Annotated in this window: 22 protein-coding genes and 1 pseudogene; 10 read left to right on the top strand and 13 right to left on the bottom strand. The window is 37.0% G+C overall.

Going from position 1 to position 22,970, the window contains the following annotated elements:
* Positions 1-93: 93 nt before the first annotated feature.
* On the top strand, positions 94-750 hold the full coding sequence (locus tag AsFPU1_RS02425) for a DUF4079 domain-containing protein (protein ID WP_124974596.1): 657 nt from the start codon (positions 94-96) through the stop codon (positions 748-750).
* Here AsFPU1_RS02425 and AsFPU1_RS02420 read toward each other — a convergent pair.
* The 7 genes from AsFPU1_RS02420 to AsFPU1_RS02390 form a co-directional block, all read right to left on the bottom strand.
* A complete protein-coding gene (locus AsFPU1_RS02420) occupies positions 739-1,695 on the bottom strand; it encodes a diguanylate cyclase (RefSeq protein ID WP_125061033.1) in 957 nt (318 codons plus the stop codon). The genes AsFPU1_RS02425 and AsFPU1_RS02420 overlap by 12 nt on opposite strands.
* Positions 1,696-1,821: 126 nt before the next feature.
* Positions 1,822-5,418 carry an ATP-binding protein gene (locus AsFPU1_RS02415; protein ID WP_125061032.1) on the bottom strand — a complete coding sequence of 1,199 codons (3,597 nt, stop codon included), beginning with the start codon at positions 5,416-5,418 and terminating at the stop codon, positions 1,822-1,824.
* A 318-nt stretch (positions 5,419-5,736) separates the two neighbouring features.
* A complete protein-coding gene (locus tag AsFPU1_RS02410) occupies positions 5,737-6,243 on the bottom strand; it encodes a TolB family protein (protein WP_124976347.1) in 507 nt (168 codons plus the stop codon).
* 3 nt (positions 6,244-6,246) lie between these two features.
* A complete protein-coding gene (locus AsFPU1_RS02405) occupies positions 6,247-6,786 on the bottom strand; it encodes a TolB family protein (protein ID WP_227873578.1) in 540 nt (179 codons plus the stop codon).
* An 11-nt stretch (positions 6,787-6,797) separates the two neighbouring features.
* The gene (locus tag AsFPU1_RS02400; RefSeq protein WP_124976343.1) at positions 6,798-7,664 is read right to left on the bottom strand and encodes a Ycf66 family protein; all 867 of its coding nucleotides are present in this window, start codon (positions 7,662-7,664) and stop codon (positions 6,798-6,800) included.
* A 237-nt stretch (positions 7,665-7,901) separates the two neighbouring features.
* Positions 7,902-8,024, bottom strand: a complete 123-nt coding sequence (psbX, locus tag AsFPU1_RS02395) for a photosystem II reaction center X protein (protein ID WP_124976341.1) — start codon at positions 8,022-8,024, stop codon at positions 7,902-7,904.
* Between the two features lie 563 nt (positions 8,025-8,587).
* Positions 8,588-9,199, bottom strand: coding sequence for a molybdenum cofactor guanylyltransferase (locus AsFPU1_RS02390; RefSeq protein ID WP_124976339.1), 612 nt, complete (start codon positions 9,197-9,199; stop codon positions 8,588-8,590).
* Positions 9,200-9,252: 53 nt separating this feature from the next.
* Between AsFPU1_RS02390 and AsFPU1_RS02385 the strand changes: the two genes are divergently transcribed.
* Positions 9,253-9,573, top strand: coding sequence for a hypothetical protein (locus tag AsFPU1_RS02385; protein WP_124976337.1), 321 nt, complete (start codon positions 9,253-9,255; stop codon positions 9,571-9,573).
* Positions 9,570-9,887, top strand: coding sequence for a DUF3067 family protein (locus AsFPU1_RS02380; protein ID WP_124976335.1), 318 nt, complete (start codon positions 9,570-9,572; stop codon positions 9,885-9,887). The genes AsFPU1_RS02385 and AsFPU1_RS02380 overlap by 4 nt, the downstream gene beginning before the upstream one ends.
* 85 nt (positions 9,888-9,972) lie before the next feature.
* On the opposite strand, the gene tatC is transcribed toward AsFPU1_RS02380, so the two are convergent.
* Entirely contained in the window at positions 9,973-10,737 is a 765-nt protein-coding gene (gene tatC, locus AsFPU1_RS02375; RefSeq protein ID WP_124976333.1) for a twin-arginine translocase subunit TatC, read from the bottom strand.
* Between the two features lie 38 nt (positions 10,738-10,775).
* A complete protein-coding gene (locus tag AsFPU1_RS02370; protein ID WP_124976331.1) occupies positions 10,776-11,270 on the bottom strand; it encodes a GAF domain-containing protein in 495 nt (164 codons plus the stop codon).
* Positions 11,271-11,425: 155 nt separating this feature from the next.
* On the opposite strand from AsFPU1_RS02370, the gene AsFPU1_RS02365 reads away from it, so the two are divergent.
* Genes AsFPU1_RS02365 through AsFPU1_RS02355 form a run of 3 tightly spaced genes read left to right on the top strand, consistent with a single transcriptional unit; the run spans position 11,426 to position 13,989 of the window.
* Complete coding sequence (locus AsFPU1_RS02365) at positions 11,426-12,754, top strand: FAD-binding oxidoreductase (RefSeq protein ID WP_438357525.1); 1,329 nt, start codon at positions 11,426-11,428, stop codon at positions 12,752-12,754.
* A gap of 57 nt (positions 12,755-12,811) precedes the next feature.
* Entirely contained in the window at positions 12,812-13,279 is a 468-nt protein-coding gene (locus AsFPU1_RS02360) for a Uma2 family endonuclease (protein ID WP_124976355.1), read from the top strand.
* A 35-nt stretch (positions 13,280-13,314) separates the two neighbouring features.
* Complete coding sequence (locus AsFPU1_RS02355) at positions 13,315-13,989, top strand: Uma2 family endonuclease (protein ID WP_124976327.1); 675 nt, start codon at positions 13,315-13,317, stop codon at positions 13,987-13,989.
* A 395-nt stretch (positions 13,990-14,384) separates the two neighbouring features.
* On the opposite strand, the pseudogene AsFPU1_RS02350 reads toward AsFPU1_RS02355, so the two are convergent.
* Both AsFPU1_RS02350 and AsFPU1_RS02345 read right to left on the bottom strand, forming a co-directional pair.
* A pseudogene (locus AsFPU1_RS02350) lies at positions 14,385-14,603 on the bottom strand (DUF29 family protein); the annotation flags it as partial.
* Between the two features lie 142 nt (positions 14,604-14,745).
* Positions 14,746-17,214, bottom strand: a complete 2,469-nt coding sequence (locus AsFPU1_RS02345; RefSeq protein ID WP_124976323.1) for an ATP-dependent Clp protease ATP-binding subunit — start codon at positions 17,212-17,214, stop codon at positions 14,746-14,748.
* A 204-nt stretch (positions 17,215-17,418) separates the two neighbouring features.
* Here AsFPU1_RS02345 and AsFPU1_RS02340 point away from each other — a divergent pair, with 204 nt between their 5' ends.
* The 4 genes from AsFPU1_RS02340 to cobO all read left to right on the top strand — a co-directional run bounded on the left by AsFPU1_RS02340 (position 17,419) and on the right by cobO (position 20,706).
* Entirely contained in the window at positions 17,419-18,165 is a 747-nt protein-coding gene (locus tag AsFPU1_RS02340; RefSeq protein ID WP_124976353.1) for a DUF561 domain-containing protein, read from the top strand.
* Between the two features lie 52 nt (positions 18,166-18,217).
* Positions 18,218-18,949, top strand: a complete 732-nt coding sequence (locus AsFPU1_RS22925) for a hypothetical protein (RefSeq protein ID WP_227873577.1) — start codon at positions 18,218-18,220, stop codon at positions 18,947-18,949.
* A gap of 95 nt (positions 18,950-19,044) precedes the next feature.
* The gene (locus AsFPU1_RS02330) at positions 19,045-19,893 is read left to right on the top strand and encodes a DUF4231 domain-containing protein (protein WP_124976321.1); all 849 of its coding nucleotides are present in this window, start codon (positions 19,045-19,047) and stop codon (positions 19,891-19,893) included.
* Between the two features lie 207 nt (positions 19,894-20,100).
* Positions 20,101-20,706, top strand: a complete 606-nt coding sequence (gene cobO, locus AsFPU1_RS02325; protein WP_438357526.1) for a cob(I)yrinic acid a,c-diamide adenosyltransferase — start codon at positions 20,101-20,103, stop codon at positions 20,704-20,706.
* A gap of 1 nt (position 20,707) precedes the next feature.
* Here cobO and AsFPU1_RS02320 read toward each other — a convergent pair whose 3' ends face one another.
* Positions 20,708-21,184 carry a hypothetical protein gene (locus AsFPU1_RS02320; RefSeq protein WP_124976317.1) on the bottom strand — a complete coding sequence of 159 codons (477 nt, stop codon included), beginning with the start codon at positions 21,182-21,184 and terminating at the stop codon, positions 20,708-20,710.
* A 460-nt stretch (positions 21,185-21,644) separates the two neighbouring features.
* Positions 21,645-22,631 carry an RNA polymerase sigma factor, RpoD/SigA family gene (locus AsFPU1_RS02315; RefSeq protein ID WP_124976315.1) on the bottom strand — a complete coding sequence of 329 codons (987 nt, stop codon included), beginning with the start codon at positions 22,629-22,631 and terminating at the stop codon, positions 21,645-21,647.
* Positions 22,632-22,970 lie beyond the last annotated feature (339 nt).

Below are 22,970 nucleotides of genomic sequence, written 5' to 3'. Positions count from 1 at the left end.
TATTGGGATGAGTTTACTGTCTCCCTTGATGACTGCTATTAATGGTATCCATTGATTTTACAACATTAAATCTTCTTAATGTATCAATAACCTATGAAACCTGTAGATTTTTTGCTAATTATTCATCCTACTCTGGCGATAGTTTTTGTTTTTCCTTTAATTGGTATTGTCTGTTATTTTGCTTGGCAAACTCGTCAGAGACGGTTACAAACATTAACTGGAGAAAAAAGTAAAATTCCCCCCATTGTTGGACGAGATCATGTTACAATTGGTCGTTGGTTATCTAGTTGGGTAGTCGGGGTTACATTGTTAGGACTAGCTCATCCCATTGGAGAAAATATCATCACCAAACAGCTTTGGTCAAGCAATTTATTACAAACAATTTTTATTTTATTAATGTTTGTCTTGACTTGTGTTTCTTTGGTATTTCTTCACCGATCTAGACAGAAACATTGGCGAGGTATTTTTGCTACTTTAACAGGAGCAGGTGTAGTTATTTTAGGTTGTCAAGATGGAGTATATCGACGAACAAATGAATGGTATATGTCCCATTATTATATTGGCATTGTAGTTGCTTTACTGATGATATTTTCCCTGGCAATTATTGAAGACATTTATGAAGATAGATCAAATCGTTGGCGCAACATTCATATAATGTTAAATTGTTTTGCTTTGTTATTATTTATGGGACAAGGTATTACAGGAAGTAGAGATTTATTAGAAATTGGTAAATATAAATTAGGAGGATAAATGATGATTAAAAGTAGTATTCATCAAGGTGATAACTTGATTCCGTCCTGTGTTTTTTGCTTGATAAACAGCTAAATCAGCCCGTTTAATCACCTCATCGATTTTAACATCCTCAGAATTATAAATAGTCACCCCGATACTTGTAGTTATTTTGAGTATGCCGTTTTCCACCGGAAAAGATTGAGCGGCGATCGCTTGACGAATGCGTTCTGCTGCATCAGATGCTCCAGGGACAGAGGTTTCTGGCAAAATAGCCAAAAATTCCTCTCCTCCATAACGCCCCAAACAATCCGTTGTTCTCAGACATTGGCCCATCACCTTCACCGTAGTGATCAAAATTATGTCCCCCATATCATGACCATAAGTATCATTAACGTACTTAAAATGATCCAAGTCAATCATTAAGACCGCAAATTGAGAATCATAGCGTCTGGCCCGTTCAAATTCTTGTTGTGCAAAATTAAAAATTGCCCCTCGGTTGAGGACTCCAGTTAAGGGATCGCTATGGGCTATTATTTCCATTTCTGCATAAGCTTGACGTAGTTCGTCTTGGGTTTGTTTTAACTGCAAATGAGTTTTTACCCGCGCCAATAGTTCAGAAGCTTGAAACGGCTTAGTAACATAGTCTACAGCCCCTTTTTCAAAAGCTTCTATCAAGTGTTCTTTTTCGTTACTTGCTGTCAGAAAAATAATGGGAATATTCGCCAAAGTCGAATCAGCTTTTATTTTATCACAGACTTCTAAACCGTTCATTTCAGGCATCATTAAATCTAAGAGAATTAGATCAGGCTTTGTCATTTTTACCCGTTCTAAAGCTTGAATTCCATTGATAGCAAAAGTTGTTCCATACCCTACATTATCTAGTATTTCTATTAGTAATTGGAGATTTTTGCGAATATCATCCACAATCAAAATTAGGCACTCTTCGGGGTTAAATGATTTCATTGCTAAATTATCACTGATTAGGGAAAGTTTAGGTTTTTTGATTGATTTCTCCTTTTTTATGGCGAGTTTTTTGAGTTTATTCCCCCCTTAAAAAGGAGGGTTAGGGGGGAGTATTAAAATGGTCTCTTAAGGAAGCGATCGCCACATTTTAGGAAACGCATTAACTGTATCAGACAGATTATCTCCATCTAATTCTTGAATTTGTGTATTGAGAAGGATAGCATAATCAAGTAATTGACTACATTGATACTCCTCTCCCCATTGTCGCAAACGTTGGGCAAATTTGCGTAAATCTCTTAAGATCATAGTCTGACTGACGGTACACCATACAATTTCTTCTTCCTGAAGCAGCTTTTCTAATAATTCGGGATCAGTGGGAGATAATTCAGAGAAAGACTCTTCAATTTCGGGATCTTGAACTACAATATCTAATTGAGGCGGATCATAAGGTAAGATTTTTGTTAATTCTGAGAATAATTGCTGAGTAGTGATGGGTTTTCTGAGAAAACTTTGACACAGAGAGGTTAAATATGGTTGATCAGTTTCTTCAGAACAAGCAGTTAGCATAATAATAGGAATTTCCTGAGTTTCTATATCTTTTTTGAGGCGTTTAATTGCTTGAATTCCATCAAGATTAGGCATTTTCAAATCCATAATAATCAAGTCAGGATGGTATTTTTTAGCTTGTTCAATGGCTTCATATCCATCTTTTGCTAGTAAAATTTGATGATGAGTTTTTGTAAAATATCCTTGCATTAACTCCCTGTTAGATAAAATATCATCTACTACTAAAATTTTAGATTGATGTAGTAGATTAAAATCGATATTTGTGATTTTATGATCAAGAGAAACTTCAGTTATATTAGCAATTCTAACTTGAGGGAAAATTAAGGTAAATTTACTACCTTTCCCTAATTTACTTTCTAATTTAATTTGTCCTCCTAATATTTCCGTTAATCGCCTTGTAATACTTAATCCTAGTCCGGTTCCTCCATATTTTCGAGTACTTTGTCCATCACTTTGAGTAAACACATCAAAAATCCTTTCTTGTTGTTCTGAAGCAATACCAATACCCGTATCTTCTATGGCAATAGTTACAGTACAAAATTCAGGAGAAATATCTTCTAACGGGAGATATAATTGACTGTTGATCTCAATTTTAATATAGCCTTGTTCCGTAAATTTTAAAGCATTACCAACAAGATTAAATAGAATTTGCCTCAGTCTTAGTTCATCAAATAAGATAACAGAAGGTACATTATTCTCAATAATAACAGACAAAGTTATATTTTTTTGTTTTGCTTCTTCTGAGAATATTTTTTGAATTTCTTCTATTATTTGTCGTAAAGCTATCGGTTCATAATTCAATTTTAACTTTTCGGAATCTAGTTTAGATAGATCTAGAATATCGTTAATTAAAGCAAGTAACATTTTGCCACTAGACACAATAGAATCAAGATAAGAACGGGGTCTAGTTTCAGTGATTATCCCTTGTAAAAGAGCAGAAAATCCCAAAATAGCATTCATTGGGGTACGAATTTCATGACTCATATTTGCTAAAAATTCACTCTTAGTAATATTAGCAATTTCTGCTGCCTCTTTAGCTGCTTTTAAGTCTTCTTCTGCTTGTTTTTTCTGGGTAATATCAGTAATAGTTCCCACTAACCTAGTGGCAATACCCTGTTCATTTCTGAGACATTTTCCTTTAGCTTCTACCCAAATATAATAGCCATCTCGATGTTTTAGACGATGAAAATTTTCATAAAGTTCGGTTTTTCCAGCTAAATGTTCTTGAATATTCTTAATTACTCCCTCAAAATCATCAGGATGGACTTTTTCTGACCAAGTAGTAAATAAATAGGGTAAAGGCTCAGTTTCATAGCCTAAAATTTTCATCCAAACGGGCGAATAATATACATAATTAGTAGCCAAATCCCAATCCCAAATCCCATAATTCGTTCCAGAAATAGCTAAATCATAACGAGTTTCATTATCTCTCAAATACTGTTCTATCTGTTGTTTCTCAATAATTTCTTGAGATAAATTTTGGTTAAGTATTGATAATTCTTTTGTTCTTTTTTCAACTCTTTTTTCTAAACTTTGTTTGGCTTTTTGAATTTCCCTAAATTGTCTTTTAAGAGCGATTGTCATTAACTCAAAATTATTAGATAATAAGGATAATTCTTGTATATGAGTATCAAGAAAATTATCTGTTTGAGACTCATCAAGAATCTTTTGAGGTAAATTACTCGTCACTTGAGCTAAGTCTAAAATAGGAGATACTACAAAACGACTGACTGCCACAGACATAAATAACCCCAATAGGGCAATAATTAACATGATAGACAAATTTTTAATATAGAGAAATTCTAAATTCTCTAAGTAAGGAAGTGTAGAAATACGAAGGACTAACTTCCATGGTAATGTAGGTTCTAAAGATACTTCTTTAACATAAAAAGAATTACGCCAACGTTTGATAAAAGGGCTTTGTGGGGCAATATTAAACCATTGAAAGATTTCATCTCCATAGTCCTTAATCTCTCCATTTTGTCGCCAATTAAATATTTTTTGATTTTTGAATTGTTTTTGATTTGAAGTAATAATCCGATTATTTTTATCTAATAAAATAGTTTCTATAGAATGTTTGGTTAAATTAATATTAATGATTTGAGATAGTTTTTTTAAATTAACTGAACCGTGAATCAGTCCTAATAACTGTTTGTCCTTAGTATTAAGAAGAGGAATAATAAGATCAAGATGAGATAGATTTGATTCATTAATATGTATCTCAGTAATTTTTGGGGACAGATAATTCTTTACATTTTGGGTATTTGATGGCTCGTCAAAGTTAATTTTTAATCCTATTAAATATTTTCCTACTTCATTAACTGGAGGAGCAGCCGCCAGAATAATACTTTCTTTATTGGCAATATAAACTCGAAAAAAAGAGGGAAAAGCTTGTTGAATAAGTTTAATTTCATTATTAATATCTACTGTGTTATCTTTTAAAAATTCTCTGGTTATGGGTTCTAAAGACTTAAGACCTTGTAAATGAGTTTGATACCATGTTTGCATTATATCTTGTTTCAAGTGGATGATAGCTGTTTGTAATTCATTTTTGATTTCGTTTTCAGTGGAGTCCATAATTTGGTTTCCTTGAATAACTGTCAATATCAAAGCGGGAAACATAACAAATGTTAGTAAAAGATTAAAAATCGTCTGTTGAAATGATAAATAATTATTAAATTTTTGATAACTAATAATTTTATAAAAAGGAAAATAGGTCATAATTAAATTAGCAATTAAGGCATTAAAAATGCTATTAACTGATTGTTTGAAAACAATTAACCCAGTTCCTGTTAAAGGAATAGACAAAAATTGGCCATAAAACAATGCTACTAAAGGGATACCAATAAATAACCAATAAATGCCATCTAATAACACTAAATTATGATAGCGACGTAATAAAATACCAACAAATATGGCCTCAACTGTAAAAAGAATGATCCCATAGGGATGATCCCACAAAAAATAGGTAATAGAACTACTTATCAATGCAGCAAGAGTTCCCCAAAAAATTCCATAACCCTTAACCACCATCAAAGTCGCAATGCTACCAAAAAGAAAATCAATATTGAAAAAAAGCGGTAATTTAAAATAATTACCCAACAATCCCGCAATTAATAATAATCCCAGACTGCCATAATATCTTAAATTTCTCATCTGTTATTGCCTTTCAATCTTCCTTTTTCTAGTTTATAGTCAAAGCAAATGTTAAGACAATCTCAATCATTTGAACCTTGTAAGGGTCAACGGCCGTCATTGGTGTCAACTTAAGGCGAAACTTGACGGGGTGCAACCTTTCTCACTATCCCACCCACACCCTGCCAAGGGTGGGGTTAACTGTACAAAGCCTGTCTACACAGGCTAATGTTACAGTAAAGTCTGCGCTCGTCGGACTTTGTTGGTATAGCCACAGGCTTTAGCCTGTCGGCATTTTGGACTAAGTTGAGACCTTTTGTCTCCTACCTTCTGTCAAAACTATGGAATCGCATTTCCCGAAAGATCGTATAATAAGATGTCCCATTGACCATTTTTTGCCACCTCAAAGGCGATTTGCGTCCCTTGGGCATTAATTGTCGGATTACGCACTTCTGCGGCTAAATTCTCCGTTAAATTGCGTTTTTGTTGGGTTTGACGATCATATAGATAAATATTAGATCTTCCTTGACGACTACTAGCAAAAACAATGTAGCGGCCATCCTCAGAAATAGAAGGATGAGAGGCCACCTCATCAAGAGAATTTAACCCCGGTAAATCAATTAATACCCGTTTTTGTGCATCAAATAAATAAACATCTTGAGAACCATTACGATCAGATACAAATACAATATAAAGAGAACTCACTTGAGGAGTCAACTCAGACGCACGACTATTTAAACTTCTTCCTCCTCCATCTAAAGGAAAATTCAAGAGGCGAGGATAACCCGTACAACCTCCGATAAAACTGCTCAAAACCGCCAGAAAAATTAAGACAAAACGCTTCACTGTTTAAGGATTTACTGGAGTACCATCAGGAATATCTAACTCTATTAAAGGCCCTCTATCTAACACCTCGATGTCCCATTGTCCTCGTTTTGCTGTTTCAAAGACAACATAGCGTCCATCGGGACTAATTTGGGGATTTCTCACCCAACTACGATATCCTAATGTTAATAATTCGGCCCTTTGGGTAGCCCGATCATACAAAGCGATATCAGGCCGTCCCTGAATACTAGAAATATACACCAAATAACGACCCGTCCGACTCAAACTAGGATTTTCCACAATGACATCACTTTGGTTGAGGCCCGGCAAATTAACAAAAAGTTTACCCCGTAAATCGTATAGTAAAATATGACTATTATTATTGCGATTTGATACCAGGGCCAACCAGCGACCATCCCCACTTAAAGTAGGCTGTTCATCATTATAACGACTGTTAAGGGCAGCAGGAGCTTGAGGACGGTTGAAACTCTCACAAGCAGATAATAAGCTTATCAGAGTCCCTACTATCCCTATCCGTAACCATCGAGAATCTCCTACCCTCACCTTCAATACCGTTAATAATCGAAACGATTGGGATTATTATCATCAGGGCGATCGCCTCTTAAATCCTCATCTGATGGGGGTATAGTTCCCTGATCGGCCATAGGTGGATCGATAGGTTGATAATCGACGTAATCTGTAGGTGTACTCTGGGAACTGCGAGTCGGATAACGTTCTTGATCGCCAGAGGGACGACTAGGACGCTTACGAGGAGGTCTTTGAGAGGTTTCTGGGGGCTGACTGTCTGGACGAGGACGACGAGGACGAGGGGTTTTTGGTCTTTCTTCCCACATATCCGAAGATTCCTCCCAAGCATCGTAAGATTCAGGTTTTGAAGAACCCGGACGAGAAGGCCGCTTACGAGGGGGTTCAGTATCGCCATAAGAATCAGCAGGACGGCGCGTTTTAGAGGTTCTTGGTTCTTCTTGAGAATAATTAGACCTACGAGGACTACGAGGTTCTTCATAGCCTCTTAAGCGACGATTATTGCGATAACCTTCCTCTTGTTCTTCCTCATAGGGTTCGATTTGATCGAGTTCGGCCTCGGTATAGACTCGCGTTTTACTAACCCGACGTTCATTATCCACAATAGGAGAATTACGACGTGCTTGTTCTGTGGTGGCCCCTCGTAGTTTAATGGTTTCCACCGCAAAAAAGATGGCGGCCCCTGTTAAAAGAAACTGCCCAAATTGTAAAATTGGATCAAGTCGCCATCCCTGAAACAGCAAAATCAAGCCGCATAATAAGCCGACGGCCGCAAAAAAAATATCGTGATCCCTCGATAATTCGGGGCGTACAGAGCGCAAGAAATATAAGCCCGCTCCCGCAACCGCTAGAAAAATACCAAGGATACTGGCCGAGTTCAGCCCAAAGTTTACCATTATCGCTCTCCGTTCTCTTTTCTATGGTAGCGAGTTTTGACCACAGATGTCTTTTGTATAAAATAACAAATATTAACTTACCCATGCCTACCTTTAACAGTTAACAGTTATCAGTAAAGAATCAGGGCAAGGCATCTAAATAAAGAATGATGTGTTTATCATTGGTAACTGTTCAGGCGTTCAGGCGTTCACTGTTTTAAATCCCCACCCTTTCGTGAGATTAGGTGGGGAGACAATTTAGAAATTACGTTTGATTTTATCGTTTTGGCTAATGAAAACCAAACCCACAACAACGGGAATAACTACAATTACAGTTCCCCAAACCAGACTCCATAAGAAATTGGCTAAAGATGGTGTCATATACTTGCTACCTTTTTCGAGTTTTGATTAAGCTTCCTTACTTATTTTAAAGGGTTTTAAACCAGTTACGTCAAGCAAGTTAGAAGAATTTTTAGGCCATTATCAATAAAAAACCCCGGCACGCCACCGAGGTTATCTAGGAGAACTCAATATCATTTAATGGGAGATACCGAAATCACACGATTTTACTTTGCAAACACCTTTCTTGGCAATTAAGAATTTGTTTACTGCTTCTTTGTATTGTAACTAATTGTAACCGATATGTTAAATAATGTCAAATGCTCTTGACAAAAAAATCTTCTTGTCTATGAATACCGGATAAATTTGACATAAATGTCTGAAAAACAAAAACCCTGTGTTGGGTTGAACGATAGTGAAACCCAACCTACGAAAATTGCGATCGCAAACCCTGATTAAGTTTTTAAAAACTGAAAGTATATTTTATATTTGTGATCCACCCTTTCAAAACGTAGGTTGGGTTTCGTTCCTCAACCCAACAAAACCAATGTATAGAAGTCACGAACTCTGATTATTCTCTTACCTGTGTTGGGTTTCACTCTGGTTCAACCCAACCTACGAAAATTGCTCTCCCACTCTTGAGGAGTATTACAATTGAGTAAAACTTGACGATCGCGCATAGGAAGTTCTGCAACTGTCTGTTGTCGTAACCAGCTTTGAAATGATCGTCCCCCTGTATCAATAAAGTGTTGCAGGGAGTCTAGACAACAATAGCGATAAAACCCACATAAGGGTTCCCATCCTTTGGGGTGACGAGGTAAAAGTGCGATCGCGTCTTCTGAAACTGTTTCTAAATAGGTTAACCAGGGTAGGATTTCAGGGGAGGTTAAGTTAGGTAAGTCACAAGCAAGTAACCAGATCCAAGGTGTTTTAATATGGGTTAATGCTTGACTAAAAGCTGTTAAAGGGCCTTGAGTTTTTCGAGAGGGACAAATTTCTTGTATTAGATGACAGTCTGGGGGAATGATAGACTGATAACGTTCGGGCCAAGAGGTAATAATATAAACATCAGTAGTGTATTCTTGAGCCAAGATAGCAAGACGTTTTAACATCGGTATTCCTTGGATGGGAATTAATGCTTTATCTCGTCCCATACGAGAACTTTGTCCTCCTGCTAAAATAATAGCACTGAGATTATTTTTAGAGACTGTTTTCATCTTTTACCTACATAAATGATAATTTAAGGGTTTTTTATTGTCTTTTAATAATTATGGATAATGATGATCGGTTTAAGGAAAGAAAGTTAGAAAAAATTCAATTAATTATTTATTTAATTCCTATGGTGGGATGGATACCATCTTTATGGACATTATATATTCGTCCAGATAGTTCAGAAAAATTATCTCTCAGTCGTTTATCAGTTCGTTTAACTATTATTTGGGCCATTGCCTATAGTTTATTATGGTTAGGTTCGTTACAAAGTTCGGAAATATTAACCTTAAGATTATTATATTTTAATGGGTTACTCACATCGGGTTATATTTTGACTTGTTTAGGGTTAATGTTCAAAATTTGGAAACAAAAAAAATGACCGGACAAGAATTACACGAATTATTATTGAGTAAATGGGGACGATCTTATGATATCCAACTTCGACAAGTTAAGGGTAAAGTTTATTGTCAAGTGATGTGGAAATATCTCGAACAAGCTTCTTTTCCTCTGTCTGAACAAGAATATTATGAACATCTTAATGCTATTGCTAATTATCTCACTACTTGGGGAACCATAGAACAGGTTAAAACTTATGTGGATATGACGAAAGAACGTCCCCGTTTAGGTAAAGTTGTTAGTATTCCTTTAGACTTAGGAGAAAGAAGTTCTGAATGGATAATTAATAATGAATAATTGATAATTACATTTTCCTTGAAGGTAGAGAATTGAAAAAGATTGATAACAGGCAAGATGCCTGTTCTACAATTAATATATTTATTTACTTACCAATAATTTTTACCATACCAATACCTCCAAAATATAAAGCTAATACTGCCCCTGCTAAAAGAGACTGAGTTAAAGGATCAGTAGATGGGGTTAAAACTGCACCTAAAATGACTGATGCTAAGATAACAAACCGCCATCCTTTTAACATTATTTCTGAAGAAACAATCCCTAAAAATCCTAAAATTAATTGAATAATTGGGATCTGAAAAGCAATTCCAACACAAAACATTAATGATAAAACAAATTCAAAATAACGCTCAATTGACCATGATTGTTCAACAACATCTGCCCCATAATTAATAAAAAAGTTTAAAGCTGCGGGAATTAATGCCCAATAAGCAAACCCTATTCCTGCAAAAAATAAAACACTCGAACCTAAAACAACGGGACCTAATAAACCACGTTCCTTACGAGTTAATCCAGGTAAAACAAACTGAATAATTTGATAAAGAATAAAAGGACTTGATATTAATAATCCACTATAGGCCGCGACCTTAATAGAAACAAAAAAGAATTCTCCTGGTGCCAATTGTAAAAATTTTACCCCTTGGGCTGGAATTTGTAACCATTTTACTAAAGGTTTGACTATAATAAAACAGCCAATTATGCCAATAACAACAGCAATTAATCCATAAAAAATACGCATTCGCAATTCTTCAAGATGATCAAATAAAGACATCTCGACTTCATCAGGAATCTCATTAAGATAAGTATCTTGATCCGGTTGAGAAGGTTTTGGGGTATCTGTTGTTGTCATAATTTGTCCGATAGGGTTTACTTCTATTTATTGTAAACTTAACTATTTTGAATAGCGGGTGCTTTCTCTAAAATTGCTGCTGATTTTTTGATCTCCTCAATATCTAGATCAGTCCATGACTTAGAACTTTGACAATGGTGAGCAATCAATAATCCCCACAATCCTTTAGAATTAAGAATAGGAGCAGCTAGATTAGCCCGAACCTGCAAATCTAGCAAAAAATCTCGATGACAGGGGGTTATTGCTTCAGTATTAATATCATTAATTGCCCTAAGTCTTCCATCTTCATACAATTTAGCATATTCCCCATTAAAACAATCATCAGGCCCCATAGATCCTAAAATAGAAAAGTGTTGAGAACTGATAGCTTCATAGATAACTTGTCCTTGCCAATGACGATAAAAATAATAGAGAACTACCCTATTAACGTGCAAATTATTTCTTAATGCGTTAGCTGTATTTTGTATCAGAATATCTCGATCTAGTGCTTGGCTTAATCGTTCAGTAATGCGTTTTAATCCTGTATCAAACATACTTCTTAATTTATTCCAAAACGTTTTATAATAAAAATAATATTTCCTCTAAAGTAATAGATTTACATATTTACTAAGGAATTGACAATTAGATGTTTAAATAATTATTAATTGTCTATTGTCCATTATTCATTATTAAAGAGCTTATGACATCTATGATACTCCCATGGGATAAAATCACTGCGGATCTTTCTAATTTAGAAATAATTATAGATCCGATCCAACTGACTAAACTTTCTCTAGACTATTATCACTTTAGCCCGATTCTTTACGAAAAACTCAAAGATAAACGGGGTAATTTGGTTGTTCGCCCCACTAATGAAGACGAAATCATTCAAATTGCCCAAACCTGTCTTAATTATAAGATTCCCTTGACCGTTAGAGGGGCAGGAACCGGAAATTATGGGCAATGTATCCCCCTAGAAGGTGGTATTATCTTAGATACGACGAAAATGAGCCAAATTCCTTGGATTGAACCAGGTTTAGCTTGTGTTGAACCAGGGGTAAAAATGGCTGCTTTTGACAAAAAAGCGCGAGAAATTGGCTGGGAACTACGCATGGCCCCTTCTACCTATCGCATTGCCACTATTGGGGGATTTATCGGTGGCGGAAGTATGGGCATGGGTTCAATTACCTATGGACAATTACGCGATCGCGGTAACGTCCAAGCTTTACGAATCGTTACTCTAGAAGAAGAACCCTGTATCATTGAATTACGAGGGGATGAAGTGCAAAAAGTTAACCACGCTTACGGCACTAATGGCATTATAACCCAATTAGAACTCCCTTTAGCCCCCGCTTATCCTTGGGCTGAAATTATCGTCGTCTTTGATGAGTTTATGACGGCTGCCCGTTTTGGTCAAGCTTTAGGGGATAGTGATGGTATGGTTAAAAAGCTGATTACCGTTCATGCTGCCCCCATTTGCCCTTATTTGACAGGATTAAACGATTATTTACCCTTAGGCAAACATTGTGCCTTGTTGATGGTGTCAGAGTACGATTTAGATGCTTTTCATGAATTAGTATCTGAGTATCAAGGGGAGATAACTTACCTGAAAACTGCCCAAGAAGCCAGTAAAGGGACAAGTTTACTGGAATTTACTTGGAATCATACCACGTTACACGCTCGTAGTGTTGATCCGACCTTAACTTATCTACAAACTTTTTACTTTACGTTAGAAAAAGTTGAACACTTTTATCATTATTTTGGGGATGAAGTAATGATTCATTTAGAGTTTATAAAAGTCAACGGAAAGACAATTCCAGCAGGATTACAATTAATAAAATTTACCACAGAAGAACGACTTAATGAGATCATAAAATATCACGAAGAACAAGGGGCAGGTATTGCTAACCCTCATACTTATATTCTTGAAGATGGGGGGCGTAAAATTATTGATTTTGCTCAATTAAACTTTAAAAAACAAGTTGATCCTTATGGGTTAATGAACCCTGGAAAAATGGCAGCTTGGGGGAAAGAGTGAAGGGGGTAATTTCAGTTATCAGTTATCAGTTAGCAGTTATTAATAGGAGTAATAATGATGACTCAGAGTATAATTAAACCTAATTTAACAATTCCGCCTTTAGAAAATGGGGATAAATTAACCCGCTTTGATGCTTTATTAAGAATTGAAAAGGGTGGACAATCAATTATTAGTGAGGATGATTATGTAGAAGGTGCGCCAGAATTAATTGTAGAAATTGCTGCGAGTAAGGTTTCTATTGACTTAAATGATAAAATGAAAGCTTACCGACGAAATCAAGTCCAAGAGTATTTAGTCTGGCGAGTATATGATAATGAATTTGATTGGTTTAGATTAAGAGAAGGTAAATATATTAAACTAGAACCTGATGAAAATGGGGTTATTAAAAGTGAAATATATTCGGGTTTATGGTTAGATATTAATGCTTTGTTAATAGGAAATTTAGCTAGAGTTTTAGAGGTTTTACAACAGGGACTTGCTACGAAAGAACATCAAGAATTTGTTAATTTATTGAGTAATTCTTAACTTAAATCATACAGCTATTAATAGGAGTAATCATCATGACTCAGAGTATAATAAAAGCTAATTTAACAATTCCGCCTTTAGAAAATGGGGATAAATTAACCCGCTTTGAATTTGAAACCCGTTATCAGAAAATGCCACATTTAAAGAAAGCAGAATTAATAGAAGGAATTGTTTATATGGCAGCAGCATTAAGATTTAGACAACATGGCAAACCTCATGCTCAAATTATGACTTGGTTAGGGGTTTATGAAGCATCTACACCAGGAGTTGAATTAGCTGATAATGCTACGGTAAGACTTGATGTTGATAATGATCCTCAACCTGATGCTTTATTAAGAATTGAAAAGGGTGGACAATCAATTATTAGTGAGGATGATTATGTAGAAGGTGCGCCAGAATTAATTGTGGAAATTGCGGCGAGTACTGTTTCTATTGACTTAAATGATAAAATGAAAGCTTACCGACGTAATCAAGTCCAAGAGTATTTAGTCTGGCGAGTATATGATAATGAATTTGATTGGTTTATATTAAAAGAGGGTAAATATATTAAACTAGAACCTGATGAAAATGGGGTTATTAAAAGTGAAATATATTCGGGTTTATGGTTAGATGTTAATGCTTTATTAACAGAAAATTTATCTAGAGTTTTAGAGGTTTTACAACAGGGAATTGCTACAGAAGAACATCAAGAATTTGTCAAAAAAATGTAGTTTTAACGAGCTTAAACTCGCTCAGGGTTAAGCTATAAAAACAAAACCCACCCACGCGGGTTGAATTTAGCCTCCCTTCGGAGGCTTCGTTCCTATAGTATCAGACTTTAGTCTATCTTCAGGCGTTGATTTAACAAAAAATATCTATTAATTTATAATTCTTCTTGTATTTTTTGCTTAATACTTCTTTCAATTAACAGAACTTGAAAACTTATTGTATCTTCGTATTCTGATAATTTCTTTGTCAATTAGTTTATTCTCAATCTTTCTATATTCTTGGCTAAATTAATAATTAATGACAGACCTTATGTCTGATATTAACCGGTTTAGGTGCGTTACGCTACGCTAACACACCCTACAAATTACAATATTTATTTATGTGGAAATAATCGCACTTAAAATTTAGGTAGCCAGTTAATATCTAATAATTGCTCCAAAGTATAGGGACATTCTAAAGGAAAACAATCCATTTTGTCGGTTTTAATTTGTACAAATCCTAAAGAATCAGAATAAATTGAGTCCAGTTTTGTATTCAGATAATTATAAAAGGTTTTAGTCATACGACGTTGTAACTGTAAGCGAAAGTTATAAATCTCACTTTTCCAGTGATTAACATTATATTCGTACTTAGGATAATGTGTTACATTTCATCTAAACATCAATAAAAAACGGTAGGATAATTGATATCTGCTACCGTTTATTTTAAGGGTTAATGCTATCAATAAGGTGGGCAATGCCCACCCTACAAAAGATTAATTAATCCGTCGCTTTCGCTAATACGGGTTGTTGTTTCTCACCAGGAAACACCTTAACCTGTCCTTGTTCGTCAATGTCTACGATCGCCGCATCTCCATCACCGACACGACCCGACAGAATTTCTTCTGCTAAGACATCTTCTAAAAGGCGCATAATCGCACGGCGTAAAGGTCTGGCCCCATAAGCAGGATTGTAGCCTTCTTCGACTAAACGTTCCTTAAACTTATTAGTGACATTTAAGCTAATACCCTTCTCAGTCAAACGACCAAACACTTCCTTAAGCAGAATTTCAGCGATTTCCTTAACTTCTTCCTTATTCAACTGACGGAAGACGATAATCTCATCAAGACGGTTAAGGAATTCAGGACGGAAGTATTGTTTTAATTCCTCATTGACCAAGGAACGAATGCGGTTATATTGAGCATCTGCTTGGTCTTGAGCGAACTCAAATCCTAAACCGCCACCACCTTTTTCAATCACCTTAGACCCAATATTAGAGGTCATGATTAACAGAGTATTTTTGAAATCCACTGTGCGACCCTTAGCATCAGTCAAGCGACCATCTTCAAGAATTTGCAGAAGCATATTGAAGACATCGGGGTGAGCTTTTTCGATTTCGTCAAACAGCACCACCGTATAAGGACGACGACGAACCGCTTCAGTTAGTTGTCCCCCTTCGTTATAACCCACATAACCAGGAGGCGACCCAATTAACTTAGAAACGGTGTGACGTTCCATATACTCGGACATATCCAGACGAATCATGGAATCTTCTGATCCGAAGAAATAAGCCGCCAATGCTTTCGTTAACTCAGTCTTACCGACCCCAGTAGGGCCAGAAAAGATAAAACTAGCGATGGGACGGTTAGGATTTTTCAAGCCCACCCGCGCCCGACGAATCGCCCGTGATACCGCTTTAACTGCGTCTTCTTGACCAATTAAACGCTGATGTAGGGTATCTTCCATGTGTAACAGTTTTTCGGACTCAGTTTCCGTCAACTTATTAACAGGAACGCCCGTCCAAGAAGCCACAATATGAGCGATTTCTTCCGCATCTACAAAAGGTTCGTCTGAGTCCCCTTCCGTTTTCTTAGCCGAGGAAATAGCCCGAATTTGGGATTTAAGATCCATTTCGAGATCCCGTAATTCTCCAGCCTTGTCAAAGTCTTGGGCCCGAACCGCGTCATCTTTTTGTTTGAGAACAGAACGCAGTTCTTTGTCTAATTCTTTGGCCGCTGGTGGCAGTTGGGAATTCATCAATCGTACCCGTGATCCAGCTTCATCAACTAAGTCAATGGCTTTATCGGGAAGATAACGGTCAGAAATGTAACGATCAGATAGTTTAGCGGCAGCTTCAAGAGCTTCATCCAAGATTTTTAACTTATGATGTTGCTCATAGCGTTCCCGCAGTCCATAGAGAATTTCGATGGTTTCCTCAACGGAAGGTTCACCCACCATAACGGGTTGAAAACGACGCTCTAGGGCTGCATCCCGTTCAATATGCTTACGGTATTCATCCAGGGTGGTAGCCCCAATACATTGGAGTTCTCCCCGTGCTAAGGCCGGTTTGAGAATATTAGCCGCATCGATCGCACCTTCAGCCGCACCAGCACCAATGAGGGTATGAACTTCATCAATAACGAGAACCACATTCCCCGCTTGACGAATTTCGTCCATGATCTTTTTAAGACGTTCCTCAAATTCACCCCGGTACTTGGTTCCGGCGACTAATAAGCCAATATCGAGGGTGACAACTCTTTTATCTTCGAGAATGTCAGGAATATCCTTATTGGCGATACGTTGGGCTAATCCTTCCGCGATCGCGGTTTTACCGACCCCTGGTTCTCCAATAAGAACGGGGTTATTTTTGGTACGACGGCCCAGAATTTGGATCACCCGCTCAATTTCTTTTTGTCGTCCGACAACCGGATCAAGTTTGCCATCGGCCGCCATTTGAGTGAGATTAGAGCCAAATTCGTCCAGGGTTGGGGTTTTAGTCCGTCCTGAAGAACCACCACCGGCCGCTACCTCGGCAGTTTCTCCTAATTGACGAATAACTTGAGTACGAACTTTAGACAAATCAACGCCTAAATTTTCTAGTACCCGTGCTGCCACACCTTCCCCTTCTCGGATTAATCCCAATAAGAGATGTTCTGTGCCAATATAGTTATGGCCCAATTGTCGAGCTTCTTCTAAAGAAAGTTCTAAAACTCTTTTGGCTCTGGGCGTAAAGGGAATTTCAACTGCAACGAATCCTGAACCGCGGCCAATAATTTTTTCGACTTCGATGCGAGCATCTTTTAGATTAACTCCCATCGACTTAAGAACTTTGGCTGCGACTCCTGTACCTTCACCAATCAGGCCTAGAAGAATTTGTTCCGTCCCGACAAAGTTATGACCGAGACGGCGGGCTTCTTCTTGAGCCAGCATGATCACCTTAATAGCTTTTTCTGTAAAGCGTTCAAACATTTTTTTATGTACCCATCATCTGCTGCTTACCCATGATAAGCTGATTTTAGCACAGGCTTTTTTGATAGCTGTTATCCGTGTTACTTCTTGAGCGGGAAATTCTATCTTTAAAAATGCCAAAGAAGACTCCCGTTACACCGTCAGGTTAACGATGAGATGAATTTTTGCCAACCAATAAACCATCGCTCCAGCAATATGACTAATATGACTATCCATTCTCAATTACAGAACGCATTAACTCAACGTAAAGCCCTTAAAGTGATTAGTGGCTTAACCAATTTTGATACGGACAAAGTTAGTGCTATTGTCCAAGCCGCACAAGCTGGAGGAGCCACTTTTGTGGATATTGCGGCTGATGCGGCTTTAGTTCGTCATGTACGTCAATTAATTGATTTACCTATCTGTGTTTCGGCTGTAGAACCTTTATTATTCGTTGAAGCGGTTGATGCTGGAGCAGATTTAATCGAAATTGGTAATTTTGATGCTTTCTATGGCCAAGGACGACGTTTTGAAGCTGCTGAGGTTTTAGAATTAACTCAGAAAACGCGATCTCTCTTACCTCATATTACTTTATCGGTAACGGTTCCTCATATTCTGCCCCTCGATGAACAAGTGGAACTCGCAGAAGCTTTAGTCAATGCTGGGGCTGATATTATTCAAACTGAAGGGGGAACCAGTAGTCAACCGACTCACCCTGGGATATTAGGGTTAATGGAAAAAGCAACCCCTACTTTAGCAGCAGCTTATAGTATCTCCCGTGCGGTATCAGTTCCCGTTTTATGTGCGTCTGGGTTGTCTTCTGTTACTGTTCCTTTAGCTATTGCTGCAGGTGCATCTGGTGTGGGTGTAGGTTCTGCTATTAACCAACTTAATGACCCTATCGCTATGGTAGCGGCGGTTCGTTCTTTGGTGGAAGCTTTACAAACCAGTACGGTTGAAATTCGGGCTTAACTTTCAACCTGATAATGGTGGGGTGGGCAATGCCCACCCTACTGTCTATGTTATGAATAACAAAATTAAAACAAGGTTACGTCACAATGCTCAGATAATTCGTAATCTTTATTTAAAAAAGCCATTTCCTAAAGCTAACGTTTCCATTATTGAAGTATATCTTGAGAATGGTATCTCTTTTGCTATTGGTGCAACTTCTAGAGTAAAAAGTCCTGTTTCCATACCTCAACCAAAATCACAGGGAGGTCAGTTTGAACCGATTATCGATTCCTTTTCTCAACGTATAATGGATACTATAACAATTATTAATCAATTATTTCCTGATAATTCAGAAGGATGTCAAGCAATAGATGAAGCTTTAGATGTGTTAAAAAATTTATTGAGAGTTCTTGATTTTGGGCAAGCAAAAGAAGCTTTATTAAATATTTTAGATGATTGTTTTGAAGGTTATGCAATCTTTCCAGGTTCAGAAGGAAGACGGGATTTATTTAATTGGTGGTTATTAGAAGTTATTCCTGCTTCTTGGTGTTTAGAGTTTCCTAACAAACTTTATAATATTAAAGGAATCCAACAGATGAAAAATATTAAGATGAAATTAGATGATTCAGAGTCAATTCAAGCTTACCGTAATAGAGTGATGATTTATGCTAATGATCTTTGGCAAGAAAAAGATACTCAAAAACGAGTAACAATATCCATGTATTTAGCGGATGCTGCTACAACTTTAGCACGATTAGAAGCGGAAGAAGCCAAGAAGAATGTTAAGATGAGTAACATTTATTAATTTTCTTGACGATAAATTTCCTGTACCTGAATACTGTCCTCTGGTAAAATAAATAAGGAGACTCATTAAACCTAATACCAGAAAATTAGTCTAATATGACGAACGCCGATCAACTAAAATTAGAACAACAAGGCTCTTTAATTGAGCTTCGTCGCTTCTTGAAAATACTCGAATATTTATGTTTGGATGCTTTTATCGCCACCGTAATTATTACGTTATTTTTTCGAGATAATCAGCTTCTTCTTACCCTTGATGCTGCTTTTTTAGCAAGTTTTGTTTTCTTATTTCTCTTTAATTGGCAATATTTCTCCTACCGTGATAAAGCAGAAAGAGATAAAAAATATGAACAATTAATTGAACCTTTAACCGAAAGCACAAGTCGTATTCAGTTAGAGAGAGAAAATGCCTTACGCTACTGTCAACAATTAGTAGAAGATTACACAAAAACTAGAGGCAATGCTCGAAACTTATACTATTTTTTCCAAATGTCTACCATTATTTTCTCTGGTGTGACTCCGGTTTTAGTATTAGTTGATAAGTTAGATACCAATAAAACCTCGTTTTGGATAGCTTGGCTACCCGTAATTTTTCCAGCAATCGCTTCTATTGTTGCCAGTATTGCCACTTCTTTTCCCCTAGAAACTATCTGGAAAGAATCTAACAGTATTGTCGAAAATTTAGAAGCAGAACAACAAAAATTCATCCTGGGAATTAACAATGATACGGTGTTAGAGCTTAACTCTCCTATTGTTCCTGAAAGCTCAGAAACCCCAGAAGAACAACAACAAACTGCTCAACAAATACAACTCCAAGAAAAACGAGCTAAAAGAGCAATTGTAGAGTTTATTAATAAGATAAATGAAATTCATCTTAAGCAAATTACAGCACAAGTTGAAAAGCTCAAAGAACAAACAGAAAATCCACCACAAGAAGAAAATACTTGATATACTCTAGCACTCGAAATTAAGCAGGGGTCAACGGCCGTTGACCCTTAGATGGCAAAGTTTCGCCGGATAACGAATATCCTAAGCTTAATGCGTAATGCTATAAATAAGTAGATAATAAGAATATAATTTTTTAACTCCTGTATTCTGCACTGCTTAAACCTTATCCTAATTTCCCAATAATAAATAATTAACATGACAGAAAATATCACTCTATCTCCTGAACAATATCAACAAAAAATGCAGCGACGCAAAGAAGTTCAAGAACAACGTCTTGCTCAAGCTTCCACAGAAAAAGGCTTAATTATTGTTAATACAGGCAATGGTAAAGGAAAAACTACCGCCGCTTTAGGAATGGTATTGCGCTCGCTCGGCCATGGTTTTAAAGTTGCTATTATTCAGTTTATCAAAGGTGCTTGGGAACCCGCAGAAAAAGCCATTTTAAACCATTGGGAAGGACAATTAGAGTTTTATGCCATGGGAGAAGGTTTTACCTGGGAAACCCAAGATAAACAACGGGATATACAACACGCTCGTGCTGCTTGGGAAAAAGGATTAACTTTTATTACTAATCCTGATTATAAATTAGTCCTACTCGATGAAATTAATGTTGCTCTTAAATTAGGTTATCTCGACATAAGCGAAATTTTAACAGGTTTAGCCCAAAAACCGGAAGATAGCCACGTTATTCTCACTGGGAGAGGCGCACCCACCCAATTAATAGAAACAGCAGACCTCGTAACCGAAATGACGCTTATTAAGCATCCTTTCCGGGAACAAGGAGTTAAAGCTCAACCAGGTATCGAATTTTAGACTAATTTGGCTGTAAACAGGTTTTTAGGATTCTGTGATCGTTATTACTAATTTTGGTCAATCGATGATATCCTTCTAAAATAACCTCTGAGGAAACTTGACCTTGGGAAGCAACAGGAGAAGAAGCTTTCATCGCAATGGGATAAGGATATTTCTTGCCATCATTGGGATCAATAATCGACAAATTCATCTGATTAGCAGTCAAAGTCCCGGAAAAACAGTTAAACTCTGATTGGGGTAAATAAATCGCTCCGATTACTTTTCCCTGATGTACCTTAAACACTAAATATTCTTGACCTATTTCTTCAGCTTCAGGAGATTGTCCATATAAATAAACTCCATTGGCTAAGGTAAAATTAGATTGAGCCATTTGCGCTAAAATAGGAGAACGATTTATCATCCCGAAACTAGCTAAAACACCCAAAGACAATATAGAAAAACGAGTAAGTGAGGATAAAAACGTTTGATTAGATAACATGGGTTTTGCTTCAAAATATTGACGGCAAGCCTGTCTTTATTTACCTTATCCAGATAAAAAAGACTCTGAAATCACCTAAATAGGTGACTTCTTCTTAATACAATGGGATGACTTTTCTTTCTTCGATAAATCATCACTCGCTCAAATTTGATCTCAAATGGTTACACTGGTTTAAAATTTAGACAGATGTGAGATTGAAGCTTTGCTAATTACAGTTATTTCTAGCCTCAGCTTTTTAATCTTGGACAAAATTCTATCGCCCGATGGACGTTAGACACTCTACAAATGTTTCCTCACAACCAACTTTATTGTGCAACAACTTCTGGGCAAAGCGCAATTCTTTTCTTAAGTTTTAATAACTCGTTAGAAAAAGTAGGGGTCAACGGCCGTTGACCCCTAATCTTAATTATTTATTGAGATTACAAGCATTTGTTAGTAAATCACTAGCTAGTTGTCAACCCTAACTAGCAGCTAGATATTCTTGAACATTGGCCCGTCTTCTACGCAGTTGGGCTAAAGCTTGATGTTCTAGTTGACGGACTCGTTCCCGACTAATGTTAAGTTTTTTGCCAATTTTAGCTAGAGATAGTTCTTTTCCGTCTTCTAACCCAAAGCGTAGGCTTAAAACTGCTCGCTGTTGTGGGGTTAATTCCGCCATCAAGTTATGTAAGTCTTGGCGTAATAACTCTTGGGTGATGTAATGATCGGGAGAAATACCATCATCTTCTAAGAGTTCGGACAGTTCTGTATCTTGATTATCCCCCACGCGGACATCGAGGGAAATTGGTTGCCGGGCCATGCTCAAAAATTCCCTAATTTGTGCCGGTTCAATCTCTAATTCCTTAGCGATTTCTGCTGGAGTCGCGCTTCTTCCTAGCTTTTGAGACAATTCTCGCTGAGTTTTCTTGATTTTATTGAGTTTTTCCGTGATATGAATTGGTAAACGGATAGTACGGGCTTGCTGCGCGATCGCCCGCGTAATAGCTTGGCGAATCCACCAATAAGCATAAGTAGAAAACTTATAACCTTTAGTGGGATCAAATTTCTCCACTCCTCTTTCTAGTCCTAAGCTACCTTCTTGAATTAAATCCAGGAATTCCATATTGCGCTTTTGATATTTCTTGGCAATGGCCACCACCAAGCGCAAATTGGCCTCGATCATTTTCCGTTTGGCCCGATTTCCTTGTTCAAGGGTTTTGGTCAAAGTTGTTTCATTAAGTTGTACAGCCTTGGCCCATTCTTGGAGACTGGGTTGTTGTTGTAGATCTTCGGCAAGTTTCTCTTTTGTTTCTAACAAGTTCATCATTCTTTGGACTTGTTTGCCATAAACAATCTCTTGTTCGTGGGTTAACAAAGGTACCCGCCCAATTTCATGCAGATAAGTCCGCACCATATCTGCCGAGTACATGGGCTGTTTTGTTTTGGGATTGACGTTAGCAGTGGGCATCGGTACTGTTATGGCTCCTTAAATCTGCTTCAAAGTCTTTTGCTATCTTTATCTTTCCCATAATTCTATAAATTAATATATCAAGACAGGAAAAAAAAAGTTACAAAGTGAAGTCGGTATGACTTTAATTTGTTTTTATTTTAACTCATTTGTTTAGACGATGGCAACAAACAAAAGGTTCATCGCCTTGCCAGAGGAGTTCAAGGGCATCTCAAGGCTGATAGACCAAGAATAGGTCAGGGTTGAGGCCAATGATTTTTTTATCTCTCTACCATAATGACCCAAAAATAAATATAATCAAAGGTTTAGGCTTAGGGTGATCTCCGAACCTTAAGACAG

This window comes from Aphanothece sacrum FPU1, from assembly GCF_003864295.1.
Classification (GTDB): domain Bacteria; phylum Cyanobacteriota; class Cyanobacteriia; order Cyanobacteriales; family Microcystaceae; genus Aphanothece_B; species Aphanothece_B sacrum.
This window is presented reverse-complemented; position numbering and strand designations above follow the sequence as displayed.